Raw genomic sequence first — 20,681 nt, 5'->3', positions numbered from 1 at the left:
TAATTGTCGGGTACCCGCCGGTTCGATATTATAAAAAAATTGTCAGGTGATTACTTGTGTACAGTAATGAACAAGGGGTGTGCCAACTTTTCCAAACAACTGAATACCAGTTAATTAACTATAAAGCAAGCAAAAAAAATAAAAAAATCTTGTACGATTGCGAACATTTGGTGTGCGAAAACGAACACATTCTTGCAACTATTTTGGGCCTTGTCCTATCTTTAAGGGTATGAAGCAGAATGCCAAAATACTAATCGTCGATGATGAAGAGGATATCCGCCTGAGTATGCAACTTTTCCTCTCCCAGCATTTTACAACAGTACAGACGGAAGCCAACCCCTTCCAGCTTCCCCGCATTCTTCGCAATGAGGAGTATGACCTGATCCTGCTGGATATGAACTTCAAAAAAGGAGAGACCAGCGGTAAGGACGGGATGATGTGGCTGGAGAAGATCCTGGAACTGCAGGAAGACGCCGGCGTCATTATGATCACGGCCTATGCGGACGTAAAAACGGCGGTAAACGCCGTGAAGACCGGCGCCCTGGATTTTGTAGAAAAACCCTGGCGAAACGAACGCCTTCTGGCCACCATCCACTCGGCACTGAAACTCAATGCCTCCCGTAAGGAAGTCAAGAAACTGGAACAGCAGCAGCAGGTACTCAGCAGCGCGCTGGATCAGCCGTTCGGGGATATTATCGGTAATTCCGAACCCATGCAGCGGGTCTTCACTCTGATCGAAAAGGTAGCCAAAACGGACGCGAATGTGCTGATCCTGGGCGAGAACGGTACCGGTAAGGAACTGGTAGCGCGGGCCATCCATCGCCAGTCACCCCGCAACGACAATGTTTTTATCAGTGTGGACCTGGGGGCCATTCCCGAGAGCCTGTTCGAAAGTGAACTGTTCGGCCATAAAAAAGGCTCCTTTACCGATGCCCGGGAGGACCGGGCGGGACGGTTCGAGATCGCTTCCGGTGGCTCGCTTTTCCTCGACGAGATCGGTAACCTCTCCCTTCCCCTGCAGGCCAAATTGCTGACGGCCCTGCAAAGCCGGCAGATCCGCCGGATCGGGGCCAACGAATTCATCCCCGTCGATATCCGGCTGGTGTGCGCCACCAACATGCCGCTCTACGAGATGGTGAACGAGAATTCATTCCGCCAGGACTTGCTCTACCGGATCAATACCGTGGAGATCAAATTGCCTCCCCTGCGGGAACGCCGGGAAGACATTCCGCTGCTCATCGATCACTTTCTGAGCATGTTCGCCAAGAAATACCAGAAGAAAGACCTTAGCGTCAAGCGGGACACCATGCAGCAGCTCCGGGCCTACCACTGGCCGGGCAATATCCGGGAACTGCGCCACGCTGTAGAGCGCGCGGTGATCCTCTCCGAATCGGAATCGTTGGAGATTTCGGATTTCATCCTGCGGGGCGGCCCGGACGGCAACGGCAGCGCCGAACCGGATACCTACAATCTTGCGGACCTGGAAGCCTGGGCTGTACGTAAGGCCCTCACCAAACACGGCGGCAACATCAGCAAGGCAGCGGAGGAACTGGGACTGACACGGGCCGCTTTGTATCGGCGGTTGGCGAAGTATGATCTTTAAGTTTACCGCAAAGTGAAGGCATAAGTGTCCTATTAAAACGCGAAGTGGTGTTAAGTCGCGAAGATTAACTGCTAAAAGCAAAAGACGCAAAGATCGCGAAGTGGTACAGTTTACCGGTAGTTGTGAACCACTCTGCTGATCCCGTCTTTTATTTTAGCCACGTTGAAGTTGATAAGGAAACCTAAATGTAGATTGGATAATCGCAAATAGGTGATCAATTGGGCCTTGTGTACGGGTAAGAGATATTCCATAGCCTTCAGCTCTACAATAATCTCATTCTCCACCAGCACATCCAGCCGGAGACTTTCCCGCAGTATTTTACCTTTGTATTCTACGGGCACTACCAGTTCGGTAGCTACATTGAATCTTTTCCGTTGAAGTTCTTCTACAAAACAGGCTTGGTAGGTAGATTCTAATAGGCCAGGTCCGAGAAAATAGTGTACCTGAAATGCCGCATCGACCACATGCTTGGCAATGGTTTCGGTTTCTTTCATTATAGAGCGCGTTAAATTAAAAAACATAAAATAGAACAATAACCTCCCAAAGTCAATAGTCCTAAATAGATTTTTTTAAATCTTTGCGTTCTTAGCGTCCTTTGCTCTTCGCGGTGAAGACTTTGTTTTTTTCAATTATTAGTGTCCTAAATACTCCTTTCCTATGCAATTCATAGAAGTCAAAGACAAAGCCACCTGGCGCCTCTTCCACCGGGTTCCGCATATCGTCTACCAAAACGACGACAACTGGATCTGCCCGCTGGAATCCGACATCGAGGCCGTCTTCGATCCCGAAAAAAACAAGACTTTTCAGCACGGTGAAGCTAAATTGTGGGTACTGCTCAACGACCGCGATGAACCCATCGGCCGCATCGCCGCTTTCATCGATCACAAGCGCAACGAAGAACTTGAACACCAAATGGGTGGGATCGGCTATTTTGAGTCGATTGATGATCAGGAAGTAGCTTTTGCCCTATTCCGGCAGGCCGAAGAATATCTGAAAAGCAAAGGCATTCAGGGCGTTGACGGCCCCGTTAATTTTGGCGAACGGGATAAGTTCTGGGGCTTACTGGTGAAAAATTTTGGCCCGCCCATTTTTATGGAAAATTACCATCCCCGCTATTACCGGGCCTTTTTTGAGGACTGGGGATTCCAGCCCTACGAACAGGTCCTCACCATGAAGGGCGCTCTGGATGAGGTGCCGGTCGATCGCTTCGGAGCCCTGGCCCGGCGAATGAAGGAGCGCTACCCCTACCGGGTGGAATCTATTGACCTGAACAACCTGGATCAGATCTCCGTGCATTTCGCGGAAGTCTACAATGCGGCCTTCACCCATTTCCCCTATTTCAAACCGCTGGAACCGGCGCTGATCAAAGAGGCCCTGAAGCAATTGCGGCCGATCGCCACCAATGAGATGGGCTGTGTGGCTTTTCACGAAGATCAACCGGTGGGCATCGCCGGATTACATCCGGATATCAATCCCTTCCTCAAGCACGCAAAAGGAAAATTATCCTGGTGGAAGATCCCCCGCTTTCTGTACAATCTGAAATTCCAGCATCCCCGCTCGTTGAAGGGCATTATTTTCGGCGTTCACCCGGATTTTCAGGGGAAAGGCGTATTTGCGCTGCTCATCGATCACCTGGCCCATGCCAGCAACGATTTCAATTTGCGGCAGCACAAACATCTCATACTTTGCACCATTCGGGGACACAACCAGATCATGGTTAATACCATGTTTAAACTCGGTGTAAAACCGGACCGCGTCCATTATGCCTACCGCAAGATGCTGGAACCGGGCCTGGAGGTACATCCACTGGATTTCATTGACGATTCTTCGGTGGAGTAAACTGGGACAGAGTGGTCGATCAACCCTCTACAGTCTTAAAATCGATCTGCACCGCATCTTCCACCTTGAGGCTCAGCAGTTCGGCGGCCTTGCCCATATTGATGGCGATCTCCAGATAATTTGCAGAATTGAAGAGACAAAGTACCTCGCCGATGGGGACGTCGTGGTAGTGCCGGCTCAGTTTGACGATCGGATCGTGCCGTTTGAAGTACAACTGAAAGGAACGATCCGCTCCGATCCTTTCGAAGAGTTCCCGGTTGATATTGAGAATGGCGTTCTGAAAACGGTCAATGTGGATGACCGCCCCCCGGATCATGGAAGGCTGCACCACCGGCTGGAAGGTAATCCGCTGGACCATTTCGTCAACCGGTTTACCGATCTTTTCAAATTCCTTACCGTTGGCAATGTGGCCGATCGCCCGGGCGTAGATCTGGTGCAGATCGAAGGTGGTATCTTCCGAAATATCCAATTGGTAGCCCTGAATATCAGCCTGATCGAAAATCAGCGTGAATACCCCGTTGTCCGGTCCGATAAAGTAATGGTCTTCGTGCCGGATGGCCAGGTAGCAACAGCTCTCCTGGTAGTAGTCGTTGACGCTGATCAGGTGAATGGTGCCGGGGGGAAAGCTGCGCCAGGAGTTTTTGAAGATAAAAGCCGCCTGGACAATATCGTAGGAGGAGACCTCATGGGTAATATCCACTAACCGGAGCTGTTCATTCTGACTGAGAATGGCCCCTTTGATGAGTGGGAGATAATAATCCCCCTGTCCAAAATCGCTGGTGAGGGTTACAATTGGCATTTCGTAGGTACTCGGTTTTCGGTAACAGTCTGGAGTTGAGCCATCCGGAAATTTCCCGGGTACGGGTCCCCAGCACCGGTACCGTCTTTGGAAACTGTTTTAAAAATGGTGCCGCCGTCGAAAAGCCCGCATTTTGCGGTAGATGGAAAATGCGCGCTGCCCGGTACGGGCCCATATGGGTAGACCAGCATTTGTTTTTAAAACAGTTTCTTGCCACGAATTAAACGAAAATCTGGGAATCCACCTGATGATCCCCTACCTTTATTTTCCGGGAAGGGATGACTACAGGTCGGAAAAAAGCCGGAACGGAGCAAAAGATCACGATTCCTTAACCCGGCGAAAGGTGAAAAAGCTACTAAAAATGGCTAACTTTAAGCCCGTATAATAAATAGTTGTTAAAACCAGAACTATTCTCTGCAAGGCAGGGTTTTCATGGTAGAAACACCCCGACAGGCGAGTCCGAATTCGAAGGAAACCCTTCGAAATTTCATCGCCGGGGGCACACCGAAAAGGTGCTTTTAAATTCTGATTAACAGTAAATTACCCGATCTTGGGTATAAATAAAATCGAGGAGGAATATTGAGCGAAATTATTTTGAATGTAGACGGCGTTGATCCCGTACAACTGTACGGAGAAAACAATGTCAAATTGAAGTTGTTGAGGACGGCATTCCCGGATATCACGATCACATCCCGGGGCAATAGCCTGAAGTTGAGTGGGGAGAAAAAAGATACCCAGAAAGCCAAAGCCAAGTTTGAACTGATGGTCCGGATGCTCAAAGAGCACCATGAACTGCCGGTACAAACGGTGGAGGATATCTTAAAGGGGAGCAATCCCTTTGATACCCGCCTGAGCAACGGTGAGAATAATAAGACCATCGTCTTTGGCCGTAGCGGCAAACCGATCAAGGCTAAAACGCGCAACCAGAAACTACTGGTGGATGCCGCGGAGAATAACGACATCGTCTTCGCGATAGGTCCGGCCGGTACCGGTAAGACCTATACCGCAGTGGCTATGGCCGTGCGCGCCCTCAAAAATCGCCAGGTTAAGAAGATCATTATGGCCCGGCCGGCCGTTGAAGCCGGTGAGAGTCTTGGTTTTCTTCCGGGTGACCTGAAGGAAAAGATCGATCCTTATCTGCGTCCGTTATACGATGCGCTGGACGACATGCTGCCGGCGGAAAAACTGAACCAGTTCATGGCTACCCGGGTGATCGAGATCGCCCCCCTGGCCTTTATGCGGGGACGTACGCTGGATAATGCATTCATTATCCTGGACGAAGCGCAGAACTGCTCCACCATGCAGCTGAAAATGTTCCTGACGCGGCTCGGACCCAATGCACAGTGCATCATTACCGGTGACCTGTCGCAGGTGGACCTTCCATTCCACCAGAAATCCGGATTGCGCCGGGCGATCGATCTGCTCGAACCCCTGGACGGGATCAAAACGGTCTATCTCAGTGCGGAAGACGTCGTGCGTCACCGCCTGGTAAAGGAGATCATCATGGCTTACGAAAAGTCCGATGAATCCGCCCGTCAGCGCCGTCCCCGGAACCGGAAAGGGAAGAGCGACGAAGAAGAGTAATCCATTTTTTTAATATCGAACTGATTTATTAAAGCGTATAGATTTACGAATTCCAGTGTTTTCGTAGATCTATACGTTTTTTAAATCATACCAGAAAATTGGCGAATTGCCCCGCCAGTACCTATGACCTACCAACTGAACAAGACAGACCGGAAGATCAGTGGAACTTTGTCCCTCACCGGTTCCAAAAGTATTAGTAATCGTGCCCTGTTGATCCGGGCCTTATGCGAAGAGCCCTTTGAAATTAACCGCCTGGCTGCCGCCAATGATACCGAGCTCATGGAGGCACTCATTGCTTCATCCGATGAAGTGCGGGATGCCGGACCGGCCGGGACTACCTTCCGTTTTCTCACCGCCTACCTGTCCCTACAGCCGGGTACGCAGATCCTCACCGGTACCGAACGCATGAAGCAGCGTCCGATCGGCGTGTTGGTGGAAGCCCTGCGCAGCCTGGGTGCCAACATCGAATACCTGGAAAAAGACGGCTATCCGCCCCTGAAGATCGGGGAAGCGGAGACGCTGGGCAGCAATAATCAGCTGAGTATTTCGGCGGCTACGAGCAGCCAGTACATCAGCGCATTGCTGATGATCGCACCGGTATTACCCAACGGACTGGAACTAACCCTGGAAGGAAATATCGTTTCCCGCTCCTACATTGAAATGACCCTGGGCCTGATGCGCTACTTCGGCGTAACGGCCGAGTGGGATGGCAATACGGTCAAGGTAGCGCCCCAAAAGTATCAGGCGCGGGATTTCACGGTAGAAGCCGACTGGTCCGCCGCCTCCTACCACTACGCGCTGGCCGCCTTTGCCGATGAACTCGATCTGCAACTGGACGGTCTCTTCCCGGAAAGTACCCAGGGAGACGCGGCCCTTGTGCCCATTATGGAGCAGTTTGGGATCCAGTCTACCTTCAATGAGACCGGGGTACGCCTGACGAAATCAGGAAAAGAACCAACGCAGATGTTCGAATGGGATTTTATCCTTTGTCCGGACATCGCCCAGACGATGGCCGTCATCTGCGCCGGCCTGGGCGTACAGGGATTGTTCTCCGGTCTGGAGACTCTGAGCATCAAGGAAACGGACCGCATCAAGGCCCTGCAGGTAGAACTCGGTAAGGTACAGGCCTATTTTTCCAAATTGCCGCCCCGCTTTTCCCCGAATTCGCAAAAGCAATATTTTATGGTGGAGGGCAAAGCGGATTTGACCAATACGCCGGCTTTCGACACCTACGAGGATCACCGCATGGCCATGGCTTTTGCCCCACTGGCGATGTACGGCACCATCCTCATCAACGAACCGATGGTGGTGGAAAAATCTTATCCGCACTTCTACGAGGATCTGGAATTCCTTGGATTTACGGTGAAAAGATAACGATCACCAGTATCTTATTGGAGGGTCAGCATATTGGGACGTTTGGATCGGAAAGCGCTAAACGTCCCAATGCCATGATTTCCAATCACCTCAGAGACTGTTTGAAAACTTCTGCTGCCGGAGAAAAACCCGGATTTTGGCGTCAATTGAAAGCTATTTTTCACTGCATAGCCCAGCTACGGAGTTAAAAATAGGTGCAAAGTGGCGGCCCGTACGGGTAACCCAGTGAGAGGTTTTCAAACAGTCTCTCAAATCCAATAGGGTCTCACCCGCGCTCGAGGTCTATTTATCTCCTCCCCTGCCAACAAAGAGTGGCATCTTATTTTACATTGCTGTAATTTTAGCGCATGGAAGATAAGATATACGAGATGGCCCGGAAAAGAGTCGGCGAAAAAAAAGGCTTTTACCGGCATTTTAGCGTCTACCTGGCGGTAGGTGCCTTTTTCTTTATTATGAACGTGCTTACCTACTATAACTCCTACGAATGGTGGTTCTTTTTTCCGATGATCCCCTGGGGGGCCGGCCTCGCCATTCACTATTTTTCGGTATTTGGTTTACCGGGCGGTCATTTGTCCAGAGAATGGGAAGAACGGGAACTCCGCCGGGAAATGGACCGCCTGCGGCACAAGGTAGATCGCCTGGAAAGCCCCGGCCGGAATGAGCATCTGGAACTCCCCCAATTGCGCCGGGAAAGCGTAAAAAAACGCCCCAGCTGGAATGATGATGAATTGGTGTGACGTCCGTCGCTCCAATCAATTCCTACCGGATATCAGGACCTTCACACCTCAACCCACCATCAGAGCTACCACTTCCAACCCAGTGCCAGTCCTTTGGCCTGGTCATTATACATGGCTCCTACACTCAGTCGGCCCTTGCTCCTTTTGTGGATCGTGGGAATGAGAATCCCGACGGCCGCACCGACAATGCCCCCAACTATGGTATCCGTGGGAAAATGCCGTAGCGCACGTACGCGATTGATCGCCACCACTACGGTCGGCACGGTGGCCAGACCGTAGAACAGCCACTTTTTGGCTCCCAGTTCCGGGTGAAAATCATCGATCACTTTGGCGGTGAAGAACCAGCCGGTCGCCGTACTGGCAACGTGACCGCTGTAGAGCGAGTTCCGGTTGTTACCTGCTTCCCTTTCTTCCAGCGGCAGTTCGGTATAATAGGCTGCCGGACGCAGCCGTTCGGCAAAAGTGGGCCCCAGCGGTCCCCAGGAATAGAAATTGGAGGTAACGGCCTGACTTTCCAGGTACATCAGGGAAACGTCCAGCCACTCCCGGCGCATCGGCCGGTCGAGGAAAAGCAAAATGGGGGAAAGTGCGCCCGAATACAGCAAAAGATCGGAGATATTCTGGGCTTTATCGGTAGATTCTTTACTGGGGTCCTGCCTTAGGGCCACGCGATCCAGGCGGATCAGATCATCTTCATTGAGGCGATTCAACCGTTCCTCCGGAATTAAGGGAGATTCCCGTAAGCGGACCAGGCCGGTACTATTGGTATATAACCCTACCAGAGCGATGCCCCCGCTTACCCAGGGATTGACTTTATACATCGATTCTTTTTCCGTGGTGTCTTTTTTGATCGATTGGGACTGACTGAAAAGGTTTTGGGATACTACAATCAGGAAAATGAGGCATAACGCTCTAAACATTCTTTTAATCTTTTATTTTTTACAATTATTCCTTAAATCGGAATTCGTCTCAATTTGTTTTATCACTGATTAAAATCAGATTACTTGTATCTTGTACTTTTTGCTGTTATTTTTCCAGCATGTAAAACAAAAGGCGACTATAAAAGGACATAATTGGGGAGAAATAGTTGCCGTAATTCAATGATGAGCCTGTATGGAATGGATTGTCCAGGAAGCAGAACACTATGTAACCGGATTATTGGAAAATCTCAATGCCCAATATTGTTACCACGATCTGGAACACACGCTACGCGTTAAAAAGGCAGCGGAGGAACTCAGCGATGCTGCAGAATTATCGCCCGATGAAAAGGAGATCCTTTTACTGGCGGCATTGTTTCACGATACCGGTTTTGTGGAGGTTTACTATGGCCACGAACAAGTCAGTGCCCGTTTGGCCCGGGAATTTCTGAGCGAAAAATCCTACCCGGATGAAAAAATGAACAGTGTGATATCCTGTATCCGGGTGACGGCCATGCACACCCAGGCGGACAATCGTCTGGAACAGCTGATGAAGGATGCGGACCTGAGCAACCTGGGCCAGGAAGATTATTTCAAATACCTGGACCGATTGCGCTCTGAGTGGGAAATGGTCCTCAATGAACGCTACTCGGACGTAGCCTGGTACCGCCTCAATCACCAGTTTTTAAAAAAACATCACTATCAAACTACTATAGCTCAAACCCTGTATGGACAGCAATGTGCCGTTAACCAAAAACGCTTAAAAAAGATGGCTAAGGACAGCAAAGAGAAACTCAGGAAAGGAATCCAGGGCAGTAAAAGTGCCCAAATGATGTTTAAAACCTCCCTACGCAACCACCTAGATCTCAGTAACCTCGCCGATAATAAGGCCAACATCATGCTCAGTGTCAATGCACTGATCATCACCATTGCCATGCCGGTGGCCGCTTCCTATATTGCCCAGCTTCCCTATCTGCTGGTTCCCGCGATCATCTTGCTGTGCACCTGTCTGGCCAGCATGATCTTTGCCACGCTGGCCACCCGGCCGATCAAGATGTCCGGATACACCCCTCCCGAAACCATTGATCAGGGTGAATCCAATTTGTTCTTTTTCGGCAATTTCTTTCGGATGAGCCTCCGTGAATACCAGAGTGGCATGGCCAAAGTAGTGGATGATGACGAGCAGCTGGAAGGCACCATCATGCGCGACCTCTATTTTCTGGGACGCTCCCTGGGCCGTAAATATCGCCAGCTGCGGATCTGCTACAATATATTTATGATGGGGATCATTGCGGCGGTGATCATCTTTGCCATTGCCTACCTGTTGTATAATTAAAAATCTACCGGCCAACCGATCATGAAGCAAGACGCACTGCTCATCTTTATCCGCAACCCGGAACTGGGAAAGGTAAAAACCCGCCTGGCCAAGGACCTGGGCGACGAAGCAGCCCTCGGGATCTACCACCAATTGTTGGGACATACCCGCAGGATCGCCCTTTCCGTCCCCGTGGAACGCTACCTTTTTTACAGCAATTTTATCGATCGGAAAGATGGCTGGCCGGAACCGGATTTCAAAAAATACCTGCAGCCTCCGGGCGATCTGGGCGACCGTATGCTCAAAGCCTTTGATCAGGCCCTGGCCGATTGTGAAGCGGCAGTAATTGTGGGAAGCGACTGCCCCGGCCTCAGCACGGATATCCTGCAAACCGCATTTACCCAACTCCAACAAAATGACTTTGTCATCGGTCCGGCGCTGGACGGTGGCTACTACCTGCTGGGCATGAAAAAACTGGCTCCCCAACTCTTCCTGGATATGACCTGGAGTACGGATCAGGTATTCTCCGACACAACGGCCCGCATGGAGCACCTGGGTGCCAGTTATTACGTGCTGCCGGCGCTGTCGGATATTGACTACGCCGAGGATTGGGAGCAGCACGGCCCGCTGATCGACCGGGAATAGGGTCTCTTACTTTGGCCCCGGGAGCTTACACTACGTTAATCAGGCCTTGGAATTACCTACTTTTTTTAGAATGATCTTACCCCGCTGGCGTTTGGGGTTGAAGGTATCGCCGCGTACTTCCTGCCAGTAGCCTTCCAGGGTGGACTTCCAGATACTGCGGTCGTAGGCGAACTGATATTTGCGGTTGAAGGGAGGCGGCACTTCTTTGCCGGCGGTAGGGATAAACTGAATGTCCCGCATGTAGATCGAGCGGTCTTCGTACATTCGGCCGCTTAGTTCCATTTCAATGATCTCGTCGGGACTGATGTGGACAAAAGAACGTCCCTTGATGGTTTTATCTTCGATCTCAATGATCATTTCGAATTTATACCCGGAGGTGGAACCGATCCCATCGGTGATGGTCCCAACCCATAAACCTTCCAACGATTTTTGAGCGATTGTGCAGATGCTGATCAGAGAGAACAGGAACAGTAGTGGTAGATTTTTTTTCATGGATGCTTAGCTTGCAAGTGCGGTTAAAAAATTCTTTACCAAAGATAATAGATTTATAAAACGCGGGTTTTGGTGTAGATGTTATAAAAAACTTAAAACCAGGGGATTTGTGAGGGAGAGATTGGGTGACTTGGGGAGGGGGTGATGGGGAGCCAAGGAGAATGGGGAGACCACGTTATTTTGCGTTGATCGGCCACTTTCAGGGTTAATATCTAATTGCCTGCCGGACCAAGCTGGGTGAGCAACGGGTTATTCGTTGTTGGTTAAGGTGGCAGTTGGCTTCGAGGTAGTAGCGGCTATGTGGTGAGGAATATTAATAGTTAAAAACCGAAAACCAGAAATGACTGAATTTCACCGCGAGACGCAAAGACGCCAAGCTTTTTAGTGGATTTGCCGATGGCAAATCCACTAAACTTTGCGTTCTTAACCGTTAATGTCGCAAAAGATCGAAAAATTTGCATCAGTAAATTTTCTCGAAAAAAGCCATTGTAAAACTTCGCGGCTTCGCGGCCTTTGCGGTGAAGACAAGCTTTATTAATTTTCAATGTTCGGCACTAGTTAGTATCTCTAAAGCATATCGCTCCGTTTACTTACCGGTCGAAGTCGGGACCTCCTGCTCGTTCGCCCGCATTTCAATGTAGGCGCGCAGATCTTCCACCTGGCTGTTGCTCATCTTTTCCAAAGTGTAGTGAGGCATATAAGCCCGTTTGCCGTTCAGCGGTGAAGTACCGTAACGGATCACCTGATAGGCCGAATAGCGCGTGTAGCGCGGCAGGTGTTTGAGCAGAAACTCGAAGCTCATGTCGCTGTTATCCAGTTCGAAAAAGGAGTAGCGCTGCCGTTCGTGGCAGTGGAGACAGCTCAGTTCGTAGAGCAGGCGGCCGTTCTCGGCATTCCCTTCCTCCGTATAGCCCACGGTGCGGTCCTCCGGCGGCGTTACAAAAGTGGCCGGGGAAGCCTGTAGATAATGTTCTTTGATCAGCGCGGTAGCCGTCGTGTCCGGCTTTTTCAGGCGGAGCGCTCTTTCGAGCTTATCCATATCTTTTCCCGTCAGGTTGAGGTCGCCCAGCTTCAGGTCGATGGTCCACAGGTAGGCCAGTACCGATTCCAGTTCCCAATCTTCCAGTATCCGTCCCTGAGCGCATTCGGTGGCGCACAACTGGATCGCTTCCCGCAGGTTGTTACGGGCCTTCAGCACCAGATCCCCGTACTTTTTATCGTAATCCCCGTTGTAGAAACTGGTACGGTTGACCACCCCGTACAAAGCCGAGCCCTGGAGAAAAGGCAATCCTTTGGATTGTACGTACGGTAGACGGGCTTCGGGATCGGCCTTGCTCAGATCAGGATCTTCCCGCTCTACATTGTGGCAGGAAGTGCAGACGAAGTGTTTGCTCTGACGCCCGCTGGCTTTGCCGTTTTTCCGCGCCCCGATACCTTCCAACACCAGCCGCCGACCGGCATCTACCGATACGCCGGGAATACTAAAATCCACCTGATGCGGCAGGGGTTCGTCCCCCAGTTCTACCAGCACTTCCGCGACCGGTTTCTCTTCGTTCATTACCGACAGGGGCGTAAAGGGGGACCAAAGCCAACTCAGCAACAGCAAAATGGCACCAATAGAAGGGAATAGAACGATCTTTCTCATGACAATATATTTTGAGGATCCGTAACAGCCGGTCCGCTTGCCGACTGCGGATCGCCTTCTGTTTTACAAATTGAACAAGCGGGACACCGTGAAGCCCAGTCGGAACTGACCTTCACCCCAGTTGGAGATCGTGTAGGGAATATAGTCCGTTTCCATTACGCCGGTTGCATTTGTAAAATTCACCTGGAAAATATGCCCTCCGGTATCGAATTCCAAACCGATCCCGAACGGAAAATAATAACCGTTATCGCTGGAGCGCCGGCTACTGAAAGGCACGGTCATATCACTGATGATGCCTACGACCTTATTCAATTGTACGCGCGCGGCCACGCCCAGGGAAAAGATCCCGTTCTCATCCTCAAAGGTAACGAGATTGCGGTGCGTATAAGCCGGCAATAATTGCAGCGAAAAGCCTTCGGAAAACTTCCGGGCGATGATCAGTTCCCAGTTGGTGGCCATCCGGTGGGCGAATTTGGGGAAACTGCGGATCAGATCGGGATTATCCTCGATCTTACTGGCGGTAGATAACGAGATCACGCCAACGGCCGTCAGGCTGAAGGGAACCAGATTATTTTTCGTCTGGTGCATCAGACGGTATTTCAGAATACCGTTGGTCAGCTGACGCAGTCCGGAATTACCTTCGGGAGTGATCCCCGCACCTTTGGCCCGGAAAAGCCCCACGGTAAACCGGTCCGTAAAACCGTACTCGCCGCCAATGACCACATCGGATGCATTTTCCAGACCGAAGAACGTTTGGTAGCCACCGTTATCCCCGGCGAAATCACCGAAACGGTGGACGATCCGAATATCCAGTTTGTGCGCCGGCAGGGTTTCCACCGAATGGGTATTGATCACGCGGCGATCCTTGAAAGTTTGGTATACTTTTTCGGCATCCTGGGCCTGTAAACTCAGCAGGCTTCCGAGCAATACGAACGAGAGGGTAAAAAGACGTATCATATTATTATGTTTGTTGGGTAAGGCCCGGTTTTCCGGCTTCGACCGGATTTCGGCGCCAAACTGCTGCACCATTTCATTATTAAGCGTCGGGGACATCTATCCGGCTCACTCCTTGGGAAACCCCGCATCCAGCCAGCACTGAATGATCTCCAGTTCCTCCTGGGTGAGATTACTCGGCCGGTCACCGGGAACGTAGTCCGGCGGCATACCGACCGTAGGGTCGTCCCGCAGACTGATCACCCGGTTGCGGATCGAACCGCTCTGCAGGCGGCCCAGCATACCTTCGTAGGTCAGATAATTGCCGATGGAAGCGTCGATATGACAACCACTGTACGCACAGGTGCGGTCGATGATATCTTTGACGTTGGTTTCGTAAGAGGTTTGGAGCGTATCGCATACGGCCAATACCATGGGTTCTGGCAGTTGGTCGGAGGTACAGGAAGGGAGACAAAAATAGAGTATACTGAACCCCAGTGCCAGGGTTCGCAGTTTTTGGGTCATCTGTTAAAAATTTATTCCGATAGAAAGATTATAACGATCTTTTGCTAAAATGTTTCATTCGATCCTGCAAATCAACTAAAATAGATTTAGATTGTATATAGATAATGCCGGGAATTACCTTGTCCTTTCCCGACAAAAACTCTTAAATTTGCAAAATAATAGCAAAAATAATTTGATATGTATCCTGTACAAATAACGGCTCCGATGGCCCGTCAACTGACAGATATCGGTTTTGAAAGTCTTACTTCGGCCCAGGAAGTGATCGACGTGCTGGACGATAAAGAAGGAACTGTACTGCTGGTGGTCAATTCCGTATGCGGATGTGCAGCGGCCAACGCCCGCCCGGGTGCCCGTATGGCGCTGGACAACGATAAGACGCCGGATAAACTGACTACGGTATTCGCCGGTGTGGATATGGAAGCTACGGCTAAGGCTCGTGAATTCCTGCTGCCTTACCCGCCGTCTTCTCCTTCCATCGCGCTGTTCAAAGACGGTAAACTGGTTCATTTCCTGGAACGCCACCACATCGAAGGCCGTTCGGCGGAGATCATTGCCGAAAACCTGAAACTGGCTTTTGACCGCTACTGCTAGGCGCTGACTCAAAGCCAGACCGTACAGATGATAAGAAGACACGGCCGGTCGATCGTGATCATCGGCCGCTGATCTTCCGAAAATATACTCGCATGTTAAGGTGTACCCATTCGTTTGGTTACACCTTAATTATTTCCCGTCACCAGGGTTTTAAAAGCCGGATCGGCCACTGCATCGTCCCGTTGCAGGAACAGGGCCTTGGCCAGAATGAGGTACAGCGTGTCGTCATCTTTGAACGGTAACTGTACCCGGCGGTCTTTTCGGACCGACTGGATATCCGGCATCAGATTCAGATGCTGCTGGCTCTGCCGGATCTGGGCGAATCCACTACCGAGATTGATCCGGTACTGATTGAGCTTGCCGTCTACCAATAGATAATTCCCCTCGAAACCCGGCGAATTGAGCCCCAAGCGGGGAATCAGCTGCGCAATAAGCTGTTTTCTAACCGCAGCGCCAGCATTATCCGAAAACCGGCCCTTGTGAAAGTCATCCCGGTAGTTTCCGAGGCTTGGTTCCTTTTCGGCCAGAGCCGGGTTCATGGCTACGCTGGTAGTGGCGATAAACAGATCAATATCCCGACAGATCTCAGATCTCGTTTTGGCCGGCACCCGCGACAGCGGTATCGCTTCCAGTTTTTTGCCATAGGTGATCTTGCGGGTATCTCCTTCCGTAAAGAATAATTCCTGAGTCGGTATGGCGTAATCCAATCGGCTGTAATCACATTTAAAGTGAGCCGTCAGGTTCAGATCTTTAATGAACACCCTCGGCCAGTTCACGTCCTCGTGGACGTAGGTAAATATCCAGCCCGCCGCGTTGGCAATGGCCATGAGTTTGCGTACTTCCAGGAAATGACCGGCGAACCGGGGCGTGGCCGTCAGGGATAATTCCCGGTCGGAAAAAGGATAGTGCTCCCGATAGGCCTGCCTTTCGGCCTGTGGGATCTTCTCCTCCAGTATTTTTTGCTGCCAGGCAGTTAGCTCTGCACTAGCGGCTTCTACCGGATGCCAAAAGGAAATGACATCTGTTTTTTCTACTGTTACCGCTTGCCCGTGCAGGTCGATCTTTTGATCGCCCAGCACCAGAAATCGTTTATCTTGGGTTTCGTTACACCAGATCATACCTTCGATCCACATGTGCAATAGCGGGTGGGCCAGGATATACTGTTCCCAGTCCGGAGCCGACCATTTCCGGTCGTACAGCCAATAGGTCTTCAGGCGGTGTTTCAGGTCTTTAACCAGGGCATTGGTGTGTTTGAACTCCAGGGCGATCTCCTTTTCCAGAGCCGGGAACTGCTCTTTGATCGCGGCCGGTGTGCCCCGTTGTTTGCGATCTCCCAGATACCAGTTTTTGACCAGCTTCTGATTTTTCAACTCAAACACCACCCGGTAATCTTCCACCTGTATCGTCTTGGTGCACCCCTCGAATCCGAGGTGGGGAATGGAGCGATCGGCCAGCAATTCATCCGGTATATCCGATGCCTCCTTGAATTTTTCCATATACTTATCAAGCACCCGGATAAACCGTTGGTATTTCGTTTTATTGCGCATGATATTCAAAATCCCGAATGCGGTCTCGCTACCGCTGTTGACCAGTTCCTGCAGCGCGAAATTGCCCATTCGGCCGGATCTGGGGCCCACACCGGATATTTTGGTGTAAGACGATTCCGCTATGGTGCGGACAATATTTAGGGAGACGTCATTCGGATTTTGGCGGGTACAGGTCCAGACAATGCCCCGCAGCGCCTGCGCGTAGACATCGAAAAACCAGAAATCCTTGCGGATGGAATCGGTAATGAGCACCGTCAGTTCTTTAAAGTACTGATCCCGACCGAAATCATCGATGGCTTTATTCATCTGCTCCATCCATTTCTTTTGGGGTGTTTTGCTGCCCTTGCAGGTGATCAGCAGATCCATCAACGGATACCATTTTTCTTTACCGGACAACTGGTCGATATGATCCTGTTTGAACCATTGCCAGTTTACATTTTTTTCGAAAGACGACTTTGTCTGTCTGCGTTTGGCCTGTGCCGCCTGTCTGAACTCCAGAAAGGAAGGTACCGATCCATCCGGGAAACTCATCTCGCGGTAGATCCGGCAATCGGAAATTTCCGGAAAATGCGGCTCCAGATAGTTATTGCGAAAAAAATTGAATTCCTCGGCGTTTAAAAAGCTGATCGCTGTGGCGTAGTATTCCCGGCTATCCCTTAGGGTATAGGGAAGCAGCGGAATGGGGATGATCCGGTAAGCGCGCTGTTTTTCTTCCAATATTTCGTTGAAGTTTTCTACAACGGCTGAGTTTATATTAATGTTCTCCCCGTCGATATTGATCTGAAAAGCCGTCATATCATCCACCGAGTAGGCACTGACCACCCGTTTCAGGGCGGTCGGGACGATCAGGCTAAAGTCCGCAATGAAGGCTTTTAATTTAGTGTAATTCCCTTTATCGCTATTCCAGTTCAGGTTATGATAACCGTATTTAAAATCCGAATTACCAAAGTGAGGCGTCTGGATCTTATGAGCCAGGATGAGATCCTTTTCTGGTGCCGCCCGGTAAATGGTTTTTATCAGCTCGATCCCGGCCTTACTGAAATGTTTGACAAATACCAGCTCTTCCACCTTGCTGTGGAGTTCGGTTCCCATCCGGATGTCCGGCGCTATTTTTTGGAGCAGCGGAAGATGTACATTTTCAATAACCACACTGCTTAGGCAATCCGGGAACCAATGGAGGAGGTCGTTCATCCACTTTTTGGAAACGCGGTGATCATCAATAATCATCTGGAATAATTCTCGGTAAAACCATTCCACATCGCGGAAGTAATACCCGGGATTGGTGAGGTACATGATGTGCTCGAGGAGCGTTTCCACCCGACCGGTATAGTGCTCCACTGCGGCCACCGCCTTGGGAAAGTCCCAGACCTTTAGAAAACGTCTTTTCTGAGATGGCGTATTCCGAAAAATCTCTTCTTGCTGGAATTCGAGGAAGCTTTCCTGCACTTCTCGCAATATGGTTGTATGCAAACGGAATCCCTCCCGGCTATTGTGCTCTTCGACTGCCTTTTCTATTAATTGCATCAGGTATTGGTCCAGGTCGGCAGATGCTGCGATAGGCTGAGCAGGGTTTTGAAAGTACGCATTGCTGAGCAAGTCCAGATAGATCTGTGGTTTTTCGTAAAAAGCCCGATTATCGATATAGTCCAGCCACGCTTTCAACACCTCCGGTCCATTCGAGTAGACCGCCTCGCGCAAAACGCGCTCTATATGGCTCCTGCGTTCCCTGCTCCGAAGTTTTTTAAAAGTCAGGGCATTAAATATTTCCAGAAAGCCACATGCCTGTAAAATGGTTCTCCAAATAGGTAAATGTTCCGGAAAGTCAGATTTATAGTGCCTTCGGGACAAAAACTCCTTGGGGAATTTGTTTTTGTTTTCCGGATCATCCAGGCATATCATAATTTTTTGGAAAAAACTTTCATTCGGATCGTGAAAAGCCAGATAAACGAGGCTAAGCGCATCAAAGTAGTTCGATTGTGCCTCCTCCGGTTTTACCGCAAAATAATGGCTCGTCCGTTTGGATGTGCGATAAAGTTCAATAGTTGGTTCCAGGAAGTCCGTCTCAAATTCGGTCAGACTCAGGCCGGACTGATTGAACCAGTCCAGGATCAGATCCCGGTAATCCTGTTTTGCTTCTTCATTTTCAGCTTCCTTATTCGACTTGATCACGCCGAGATTATTCAGAAAAAAGCGCCCAAAAAATTTCATATCAGAGTATTGAAAAGGTTATGGTGTTAATTTTTTTCCGGTCGACAAACGATAGTACACTATCTTCCGACAAGGTGAGAGGAGCTCTTAAGTCGTCCACTACGCGTTCGTCTAATACCGGAATGATCCGTCCATTGTGTACACAAGCCAGTAAGAGATAAGTGAATTTTTCCGGGTCAAAATCCCGGCGTAGATCCGGCGAGTAAGTAGACAGGTAATAATTGAACAGCTCTCTAAATTCACTCGGACGCATACCGCCGGGTATATCCAGTTGTTGTTCCCGCATGTCTTCCAGTAAGATCTCCCAGAGTACTTCCCGATTAAAGATCTCCGGCAGTTGAACCTCAAAGATCTCCCAGACCAGATCCAGAAAAGAAGTAAAATGAAAACGTGAAATGCCGGCCAGGTAGGCTTTTTCATAATGGCCGGTCCGGAGAGCGATCTTGATCATTTACATCAGAGGCTTTAGTTTGACAACTATTTGATTACAAAACTATGCCAATTTGTTATCAAATTTAGCTTATTTCGCAAAATAATTACAATTCGTCAATTTGTCAACTAATGGGGAATACTTTTGAAAAGCTTTTGTAGGCTGAGTCGGAGAAGAGGTGGGGATCGGACTTATTGTAAGCCTGCTGTATTTCCGGATTCCAACACGGTTGCCCAGTCCACCCGGATGTCGGGAGCGACGCGGGACAGGGCTTCTTTCAGGTGGATGCCTTCCGTTCGTACCAGGGCGCACGCCCGCTCAACCAGTTCTTTGGCGTCGCGGCGACTGACCCGTTCGGCCAGGATAAAACTGGCTCGTTCCGAATAGATCAATCCGTTCAGTTTATCCAGATTGCGTTGCATGGCTGCCGGATCGATCCGGATCTCCCGGCTGATCGTCAGTGCATGGCGTAGCGCCGTACCGCTGGCGATCATCAATGGAGGCAGGCTCAGCCATTCCAGGATCCAGGCGGCTCCATCGCGTTCCTGCTGGTGGAATAAGGCCGGAAAAAGGCCGGCGTTCAGCTGGCCGGCGTAACGGGCCAGAGCAACGATCGCTTCACTCAATACCGGGTTGTTCTTATGCGGCATTGTACTGGAGCCGCCACCCGCACTTCGCTCCTGCACCTCTCCCACCTCCGTTTGGCTCAACTGCAGGATATCGCCGGCCATTTTTCCCAGTGATCCGGCGACCAGCGCCAGCCAGGAGCCCCATTCGACGATGCTGTCGCGCTGGCTGTGCCAGGTTCCTACGTACCCGAGATCCAGTTCCCGGGCCAGGTCCCGGGCGACTTCGGTCCCACGTTCGCCGAGGGCGGAAAGATCTCCGCCCGCGCCGCCCAACTGGACGATCAGCAGGCGGGGTCGCAATTCCGCCAGTCGCTGCCGATGCCTTTCGAGCGGCTGGTACCATTGATCTACCTTCTGGCCGAAAGTGATCGGTACCGCCTGTTGCGTCCGGGTGCGGGCCACCGTTGGTGTTTGCCGGTGTTTTTCCGCCAATGTCCGCAGATTGGTAATGAGCGCCTTTAACCTGCCGTCCATTACCGCGGAGGTTTCGCGGATGATCAGCACAGTGGCCGTGTCCATAATATCCTGGGAAGTCGCTCCCCAGTGGAGGTGATCGGCCGCTTCCGGCGAGAGGTGTTGTTTCGCCAGGGCAAGTAGCGGTATGGTAGGTATGCCGTTTTTCAGCGTGCCGGCAGTGAGATTCGCCGGATCCGGTTCAAATGCAGTCAGTTTCTCGGAAATTTCCCGGGCCGAATCGGCGGGTATAATGCCGAGCCGGGCCTGTACCTGAGCCAGGGCGACCTCTACCCGCAGCATGTGCCGGACCAGAGCGGCATCATCCGTCAGCGCTTTAATTTCGGGATCGGATAGATATTGACTGTACATCTTTTCGGTGATTGTTGCGGGATGCCGGCCATCTCAACTACCT

Annotated in this window: 19 protein-coding genes; 8 read left to right on the top strand and 11 right to left on the bottom strand. The window is 50.8% G+C overall.

Translation table 11 applies throughout. The features are described 5' to 3' along the window. The first annotated feature begins 229 nt into the window (after window positions 1–229). A complete protein-coding gene (locus CRP01_RS34625; RefSeq protein WP_099154668.1) occupies window positions 230–1,603 on the top strand; it encodes a sigma-54-dependent transcriptional regulator in 1,374 nt (457 codons plus the stop codon). A 110-nt stretch (window positions 1,604–1,713) separates the two neighbouring features. Here CRP01_RS34625 and CRP01_RS34620 read toward each other — a convergent pair whose 3' ends face one another. Continuing rightward, window positions 1,714–2,097, bottom strand: coding sequence for a GxxExxY protein (locus CRP01_RS34620; protein WP_099154667.1), 384 nt, complete (start codon window positions 2,095–2,097; stop codon window positions 1,714–1,716). Between the two features lie 163 nt (window positions 2,098–2,260). Between CRP01_RS34620 and CRP01_RS34615 the strand changes: the two genes are divergently transcribed. Continuing rightward, window positions 2,261–3,442: a hypothetical protein gene (locus CRP01_RS34615; protein ID WP_099154666.1), complete on the top strand. Its 1,182-nt coding sequence runs from the start codon at window positions 2,261–2,263 to the stop codon at window positions 3,440–3,442. Between the two features lie 19 nt (window positions 3,443–3,461). Here CRP01_RS34615 and CRP01_RS34610 read toward each other — a convergent pair whose 3' ends face one another. Continuing rightward, window positions 3,462–4,241, bottom strand: coding sequence for an SAM hydrolase/SAM-dependent halogenase family protein (locus CRP01_RS34610; protein ID WP_099154665.1), 780 nt, complete (start codon window positions 4,239–4,241; stop codon window positions 3,462–3,464). 579 nt (window positions 4,242–4,820) lie between these two features. Between CRP01_RS34610 and CRP01_RS34600 the strand changes: the two genes are divergently transcribed. From CRP01_RS34600 to CRP01_RS34590, 3 genes are all read left to right on the top strand, one after another. After that, window positions 4,821–5,825: a PhoH family protein gene (locus CRP01_RS34600; RefSeq protein WP_099154663.1), complete on the top strand. Its 1,005-nt coding sequence runs from the start codon at window positions 4,821–4,823 to the stop codon at window positions 5,823–5,825. A gap of 123 nt (window positions 5,826–5,948) precedes the next feature. Continuing rightward, a complete protein-coding gene (locus tag CRP01_RS34595; RefSeq protein ID WP_099154662.1) occupies window positions 5,949–7,199 on the top strand; it encodes a 3-phosphoshikimate 1-carboxyvinyltransferase in 1,251 nt (416 codons plus the stop codon). Between the two features lie 347 nt (window positions 7,200–7,546). Continuing rightward, window positions 7,547–7,936 (top strand): 2TM domain-containing protein, encoded by a 390-nt coding sequence (locus CRP01_RS34590; RefSeq protein WP_099154661.1) that lies wholly within the window; start codon window positions 7,547–7,549, stop codon window positions 7,934–7,936. Window positions 7,937–8,001: 65 nt separating this feature from the next. Here the strand turns inward: CRP01_RS34590 and CRP01_RS34585 are convergent, their stop codons facing one another. Then, entirely contained in the window at window positions 8,002–8,856 is an 855-nt protein-coding gene (locus CRP01_RS34585) for a phosphatase PAP2 family protein (protein ID WP_099154660.1), read from the bottom strand. Between the two features lie 193 nt (window positions 8,857–9,049). Between CRP01_RS34585 and CRP01_RS34580 the strand changes: the two genes are divergently transcribed. Together CRP01_RS34580 and CRP01_RS34575 are read left to right on the top strand one after the other, a co-directional pair. Beyond that, window positions 9,050–10,189: a Pycsar system effector family protein gene (locus CRP01_RS34580; RefSeq protein ID WP_099154659.1), complete on the top strand. Its 1,140-nt coding sequence runs from the start codon at window positions 9,050–9,052 to the stop codon at window positions 10,187–10,189. Window positions 10,190–10,210: 21 nt separating this feature from the next. After that, window positions 10,211–10,813 (top strand): TIGR04282 family arsenosugar biosynthesis glycosyltransferase, encoded by a 603-nt coding sequence (locus tag CRP01_RS34575; RefSeq protein ID WP_099154658.1) that lies wholly within the window; start codon window positions 10,211–10,213, stop codon window positions 10,811–10,813. A 39-nt stretch (window positions 10,814–10,852) separates the two neighbouring features. Here the strand turns inward: CRP01_RS34575 and CRP01_RS34570 are convergent, their stop codons facing one another. From CRP01_RS34570 to CRP01_RS34550, 5 genes are all read right to left on the bottom strand, one after another. Continuing rightward, window positions 10,853–11,305, bottom strand: coding sequence for a hypothetical protein (locus tag CRP01_RS34570; RefSeq protein ID WP_099154657.1), 453 nt, complete (start codon window positions 11,303–11,305; stop codon window positions 10,853–10,855). Between the two features lie 320 nt (window positions 11,306–11,625). Further along, window positions 11,626–11,850, bottom strand: coding sequence for a hypothetical protein (locus CRP01_RS34565; RefSeq protein ID WP_099154656.1), 225 nt, complete (start codon window positions 11,848–11,850; stop codon window positions 11,626–11,628). 41 nt (window positions 11,851–11,891) lie between these two features. Continuing rightward, the gene (locus tag CRP01_RS34560; RefSeq protein WP_099154655.1) at window positions 11,892–12,950 is read right to left on the bottom strand and encodes a c-type cytochrome; all 1,059 of its coding nucleotides are present in this window, start codon (window positions 12,948–12,950) and stop codon (window positions 11,892–11,894) included. Window positions 12,951–13,013: 63 nt separating this feature from the next. Continuing rightward, complete coding sequence (locus tag CRP01_RS34555; protein WP_099154701.1) at window positions 13,014–13,907, bottom strand: DUF5777 family beta-barrel protein; 894 nt, start codon at window positions 13,905–13,907, stop codon at window positions 13,014–13,016. A 105-nt stretch (window positions 13,908–14,012) separates the two neighbouring features. After that, entirely contained in the window at window positions 14,013–14,408 is a 396-nt protein-coding gene (locus CRP01_RS34550; protein WP_099154654.1) for a hypothetical protein, read from the bottom strand. 177 nt (window positions 14,409–14,585) lie between these two features. Here CRP01_RS34550 and CRP01_RS34545 point away from each other — a divergent pair, with 177 nt between their 5' ends. After that, the gene (locus CRP01_RS34545) at window positions 14,586–14,999 is read left to right on the top strand and encodes a BrxA/BrxB family bacilliredoxin (protein ID WP_099154653.1); all 414 of its coding nucleotides are present in this window, start codon (window positions 14,586–14,588) and stop codon (window positions 14,997–14,999) included. Window positions 15,000–15,124: 125 nt separating this feature from the next. On the opposite strand, the gene CRP01_RS34540 is transcribed toward CRP01_RS34545, so the two are convergent. From CRP01_RS34540 to pcaB, 3 genes are all read right to left on the bottom strand, one after another. Then, a complete protein-coding gene (locus tag CRP01_RS34540) occupies window positions 15,125–18,754 on the bottom strand; it encodes a DUF4132 domain-containing protein (RefSeq protein ID WP_099154652.1) in 3,630 nt (1,209 codons plus the stop codon). 1 nt (window position 18,755) lies between these two features. Next, entirely contained in the window at window positions 18,756–19,205 is a 450-nt protein-coding gene (locus CRP01_RS34535) for a hypothetical protein (protein WP_099154651.1), read from the bottom strand. A 170-nt stretch (window positions 19,206–19,375) separates the two neighbouring features. Then, the gene (pcaB, locus tag CRP01_RS34530) at window positions 19,376–20,638 is read right to left on the bottom strand and encodes a 3-carboxy-cis,cis-muconate cycloisomerase (RefSeq protein WP_099154650.1); all 1,263 of its coding nucleotides are present in this window, start codon (window positions 20,636–20,638) and stop codon (window positions 19,376–19,378) included. Window positions 20,639–20,681: the final 43 nt, after the last annotated feature.

This window comes from Flavilitoribacter nigricans DSM 23189 = NBRC 102662, from assembly GCF_002646595.1.
Lineage (GTDB): Bacteria > Bacteroidota > Bacteroidia > Chitinophagales > Saprospiraceae > Flavilitoribacter > Flavilitoribacter nigricans.
This window is presented reverse-complemented; position numbering and strand designations above follow the sequence as displayed.

Coding starts and splice junctions, on each gene's coding strand:
- CRP01_RS34625 (WP_099154668.1), top strand. CDS start 230: ATGAAGCAGAATGCCAAAATACTAATCGTCGATGATGAAGAGGATATC.
- CRP01_RS34620 (WP_099154667.1), bottom strand. CDS start 2,097: ATGAAAGAAACCGAAACCATTGCCAAGCATGTGGTCGATGCGGCATTT.
- CRP01_RS34615 (WP_099154666.1), top strand. CDS start 2,261: ATGCAATTCATAGAAGTCAAAGACAAAGCCACCTGGCGCCTCTTCCAC.
- CRP01_RS34610 (WP_099154665.1), bottom strand. CDS start 4,241: ATGCCAATTGTAACCCTCACCAGCGATTTTGGACAGGGGGATTATTAT.
- CRP01_RS34595 (WP_099154662.1), top strand. CDS start 5,949: ATGACCTACCAACTGAACAAGACAGACCGGAAGATCAGTGGAACTTTG.
- CRP01_RS34590 (WP_099154661.1), top strand. CDS start 7,547: ATGGAAGATAAGATATACGAGATGGCCCGGAAAAGAGTCGGCGAAAAA.
- CRP01_RS34585 (WP_099154660.1), bottom strand. CDS start 8,856: ATGTTTAGAGCGTTATGCCTCATTTTCCTGATTGTAGTATCCCAAAAC.
- CRP01_RS34580 (WP_099154659.1), top strand. CDS start 9,050: ATGGAATGGATTGTCCAGGAAGCAGAACACTATGTAACCGGATTATTG.
- CRP01_RS34575 (WP_099154658.1), top strand. CDS start 10,211: ATGAAGCAAGACGCACTGCTCATCTTTATCCGCAACCCGGAACTGGGA.
- CRP01_RS34570 (WP_099154657.1), bottom strand. CDS start 11,305: ATGAAAAAAAATCTACCACTACTGTTCCTGTTCTCTCTGATCAGCATC.
- CRP01_RS34560 (WP_099154655.1), bottom strand. CDS start 12,950: ATGAGAAAGATCGTTCTATTCCCTTCTATTGGTGCCATTTTGCTGTTG.
- CRP01_RS34555 (WP_099154701.1), bottom strand. CDS start 13,907: ATGATACGTCTTTTTACCCTCTCGTTCGTATTGCTCGGAAGCCTGCTG.
- CRP01_RS34550 (WP_099154654.1), bottom strand. CDS start 14,408: ATGACCCAAAAACTGCGAACCCTGGCACTGGGGTTCAGTATACTCTAT.
- CRP01_RS34545 (WP_099154653.1), top strand. CDS start 14,586: ATGTATCCTGTACAAATAACGGCTCCGATGGCCCGTCAACTGACAGAT.
- CRP01_RS34540 (WP_099154652.1), bottom strand. CDS start 18,754: ATGAAATTTTTTGGGCGCTTTTTTCTGAATAATCTCGGCGTGATCAAG.
- CRP01_RS34535 (WP_099154651.1), bottom strand. CDS start 19,205: ATGATCAAGATCGCTCTCCGGACCGGCCATTATGAAAAAGCCTACCTG.
- pcaB (WP_099154650.1), bottom strand. CDS start 20,638: ATGTACAGTCAATATCTATCCGATCCCGAAATTAAAGCGCTGACGGAT.